The sequence below is a fragment of the Candidatus Hydrogenedentota bacterium genome (genome assembly GCA_012523015.1).
Lineage (GTDB): Bacteria > Hydrogenedentota > Hydrogenedentia > Hydrogenedentales > CAITNO01 > JAAYBJ01.
Map to the genome: position 1 here is coordinate 1 of JAAYJI010000225.1, position 4,020 is coordinate 4,020.

Here is a 4,020-nt window from a genome sequence, read left to right on the forward strand (position 1 = left end):
CCCCTATACCGTGCGTATCGTATCGGATATTACTGAAAGTAACGGTTCCAGTTCGATGGCTACCGTTTGCGGTGGTTCACTCAGCATGATGGACGCCGGTATTCCGATCAAAGCGCCTGTCGCCGGCATTGCCATGGGCCTGATCAAAGAAGAGGACGAAATTCGTATTCTCTCCGATATCCTTGGCGACGAAGATCATATGGGCGACATGGACTTTAAAGTCTGTGGTACCGCCCAAGGAATCACCGCTTTCCAAATGGACACCAAAGTGAAAGGTCTTTCACGCAAAGTGATGGAAGACGCTTTGGAGCAGGCACGCCGCGGACGAGAGCATATTCTGGGAGAAATGAACAAGGCCTTAGACGCGCCCCGCCCCGATATTTCACCCTTTGCACCGCGTATCTTCACCATCAAAATTAATCCCGACAAGATCCGTGAAGTCATTGGACCCGGCGGCAAAGTGATCCGTCAGATCCAAGCTGAAACGGGAGCGGAAATTGAAATTGATGATGACGGCACGGTCAGCATCGCTGCCACCGATAAAGTTGCCGCTGATGCAGCCATCGAATTGATTCAAGAAATTGTTGCTGATGTAGAGGTTGGCAAAATTTATACGGGCCGCGTAACGCGGATCATGAATTTTGGCGCGTTCTGTACCGTTATCGGCAATAAAGAAGGAATGATTCATATTTCTGAACTCGCTGATTATCGCGTGAATAATGTCACTGATATTCTGGACGTAGGCGATGAAGTCACGTTTAAGGTCATCGAAATCGATCAGATGGGCAGAGTGAATCTGTCCAAGATTGCTGCCGACCGAGAACTGGGCACCGTCGAGCCTGCACCCGAAGGATATCAATCCAATCCGCCCCAAGGCGGCGGCGGGAATCGTCCACGCAGAGATGATCGGCGCGGCGGTAAGAATGATCGCAACAATAATCGTTCCGGCCGTGACCGGGACCGTGGTCGCAACCGCTAATTCATTACTGATATAATCCGAGGTTGTCGCGCAAACCGGCGACAACCTTTTTTTTGGCAATCACGGTCAAGGAGTATTTGCCGCGTGTATAAACCTGATTCTGCCATGATTACCCACCGCTTAAACAACGGATTTACGATTGCCCTTGAACCTATTTCTTACGTGCACTCCGCTTCTTTTGGCATCTGGATAAAAACAGGATCCGCCGCGGAAACATATGAAGAAGCGGGGCTCGCGCATTTTCTGGAGCATCTCTTTTTTAAAGGGACCAAGACCCAGTCGATCCATGAGATTATGGACGCCATCGAACGGCGCGGCGGCTATCTTAATGCCAGTACATCGCGAGAATATACGACCCTCTATGCGCGCATGCTGGAAGAGCATGTAAGCGTCGGTATAGATGTGCTTTTTGATCTTCTTCAAAACGCGCTATTTGCCGAAATCGAAAAGGAGCGGGGCGTAATCCTTGAAGAGATCGCTGCTATTGAAGACACACCCGATGATTTCATTCATGATCTCTTGTCTGAATTCCACTGGCCCGATCATCCTTTGGGCCGCCCGATTTCCGGATATTCAAAAACCGTTTCCGCCTTCACCTACGAAGATTTCCGGCGCTTTTATTCCGCTTGGTATACGCCCGCGAATATGGTCTTTTCCATTGCAGGTAAATTTGACCCTGATAAGGTGTTGGCGCAAATCGAAAAAATAATGAGTCCTGTCAAAGCACAGGATCCGCCGACCATGATGGGCACGCCGAGATTCCAATCCGGTGTGCAAGCGGTTCATCGGCCCATATCGCAGTCCCATATCAATATTGCCTTTCCCGGCTCTTCCTCCACCTGTGAAGATCGCTTTTCTTGCAGTGTACTGACCGGCATTCTTGGGGGCGGCAGCACCTCGCGGCTTTTCGAACGTATACGCGAAGATGAAGGCCTGGCTTACAACGTCTATGCGTATCACACAAGCCATGTCAGTACGGGGATGCTTGGTATTTATGAGGCAGTCGCTCCCGTAAACTGTGATCGCGCCCTTGCCCTGACTTTCGAAGAGCTAAACCGTATCCGAGAAGAGTCTGTCAAGATTGATGAATTGGAGTCTGCGCGCCAACAATTGAAGGGTTCCATGCTCATGGCATTTGAAGGCAGCCACGCCCGCATGGCGCATATGGGTAAGGATTTGTTGTTTAAAGGGAGCGTGACGCCGGTGGACGAGATCGTGGCGCGTGTCGATGCGGTCACCGTTGACGGTATACTTGAGTATGCGCAAAGCCGTTTTCAGAAAGACAGCTGCGCCATGATTGTGTTGGGACCGGAACCGGATAAAGTATCAAAGGAAATACGCTTATAGCTATGAAACATTTACCGATACCTATACATCAGCTGCCGGGCAATGAAGACCTTGCCTTACCCGCCTATGCAAGTGAACACGCAAGCGGCATGGACCTATGCGCCGCTTTAAAAGAACCCCTTAGCCTGCCGCCACTGGCACGATACGCCGTTCCAACGGGCATCTGCGTGGCTATACCGCCGGGCTTTGAAGGGATGATCCGGCCGCGCAGCGGATGGGCGTTAAAGGCGGGTATTTCCATGGTGAATACACCGGGTACCATTGATGCGGACTACCGCGGCGAAATCAAAGTGCTGCTTATAAACTTGAGTGAAGAAACGGTGACCATTAAACGCGGCGATCGGATTGCGCAATTGGTTGTGGCGCCTGTTGCCCGTGTTGAATGGCAGCTTCGCGCTTCGCTTGACCGCACATTGCGCGGTGAGGGCGGGTTTGGACATACAGGGATCTAAGATCGAATCAACGTTCCCGAATTAAAATCCGGTCGTTTCTGTATTCCCAGCCGAAGTACGGAAGCGGCCATTGTCGGATGAGCAAATCCAGCGCTGTGGACAGTTTCACGTTATTGAGGATACAGGGGTTAATGGGGATGTCGGCAAGAGCGCGCTGCGCTACAATCTCCACGCCGAGCTGTTCGGGCAAAGGCAGCAAGGCTTCATGGAGCGGAATGGCGCTTGCCGCTTCAACCATCCCTTCTTCTTCTTCCGTGCCACAGTCGGGAAGACAAAGGGAAACGATGCGTTCCGTCATGGCATCCCCCGCGTTCGCGTCGGAAGGGCTGATCCGCGTTGTATCGGCATTTTCATTTTGAGGCGCTTTTAAAAAAATGTATTCATCGGTACATTCAATGCTGACCGTATCGGGCGCAATTCTCGCGGACTGGAGCATGGCTTCCAGCACGCGGCCAAGGGGAAGTTGGGGGAGATGTATTTCGCCGCATCGGGCCTCGGCAATATAATTATCCGCCACAATGGTGATGTCCAAGCTTTTGCTTAAGGCAGCAAAAAGAACGAATAGATTGGTTTTTGCCCCGAACACGGCACCAACCTTCAATTCTTTATAGGCATCGCTGAGTTGATCATCCAAAGACATGTGCTGTAAAGCGTCATACATTTCAGGGAAAATCAGATAGTAATGGGGGGTGGCAACATACTTTGCCTGAACAGCATCTGCCAAATTCGCAATCACCTGTTCGTAAGAGGTGCCTTTATAGGAAACGGCGTCAATAGACCGTTCCTCCAGACCGCTCATGAGGACGAAAGCGCCTTCCGTTGCCTCGCCTAAAGCGCGCATGGTATCGCCCAAAGGGCCCATAGCATGGCTAAAATGGACGGGCGCCCGTTTTGTTAGGGTGGGAAAGGATTCACGAGCGGGAGCCGCTGCTTCACCTTCTTTCGCAGCGTCATGGGTGCACGCCACGCAGCACAGACCCAATACGAAGACCGCCGTGACAGTGCGCAAAAGAAAAGGAGTTGGAGTGAAGGGATTGAATCGCATGAAAGCCTACACTTTCTTGATCATAAAAAAAACATACATATACCGTGGAGATAGCAGGGTCGACAGCTTAATATGCTTCCGCGTGGCCCCGTAAAGAGCGGATTCATACAGATGCTAGCCCTTATCTATCATAAACTGATGGAAGCATATATCCTGACGCAGCAATCTATAAGGCAAGAAAGACCTGGGTATAATAG

4 protein-coding genes are annotated in these 4,020 nt (G+C 51.1%); 3 read left to right on the top strand and 1 reads right to left on the bottom strand.

Going from position 1 to position 4,020, the window contains the following annotated elements; genetic code table 11:
• From GX117_09535 to dut, 3 genes are all read left to right on the top strand, one after another.
• The coding region (locus tag GX117_09535; GenBank protein NLO33578.1) for a S1 RNA-binding domain-containing protein at positions 1-979 on the top strand (979 nt) is incomplete at its 5' end.
• An 84-nt stretch (positions 980-1,063) separates the two neighbouring features.
• On the top strand, positions 1,064-2,326 hold the full coding sequence (locus tag GX117_09540) for an insulinase family protein (GenBank protein ID NLO33579.1): 1,263 nt from the start codon (positions 1,064-1,066) through the stop codon (positions 2,324-2,326).
• 2 nt (positions 2,327-2,328) lie between these two features.
• Entirely contained in the window at positions 2,329-2,778 is a 450-nt protein-coding gene (dut, locus tag GX117_09545; GenBank protein ID NLO33580.1) for a dUTP diphosphatase, read from the top strand.
• Between the two features lie 7 nt (positions 2,779-2,785).
• Here the strand turns inward: dut and GX117_09550 are convergent, their stop codons facing one another.
• Positions 2,786-3,823, bottom strand: coding sequence for a hypothetical protein (locus GX117_09550; protein NLO33581.1), 1,038 nt, complete (start codon positions 3,821-3,823; stop codon positions 2,786-2,788).
• Positions 3,824-4,020 lie beyond the last annotated feature (197 nt).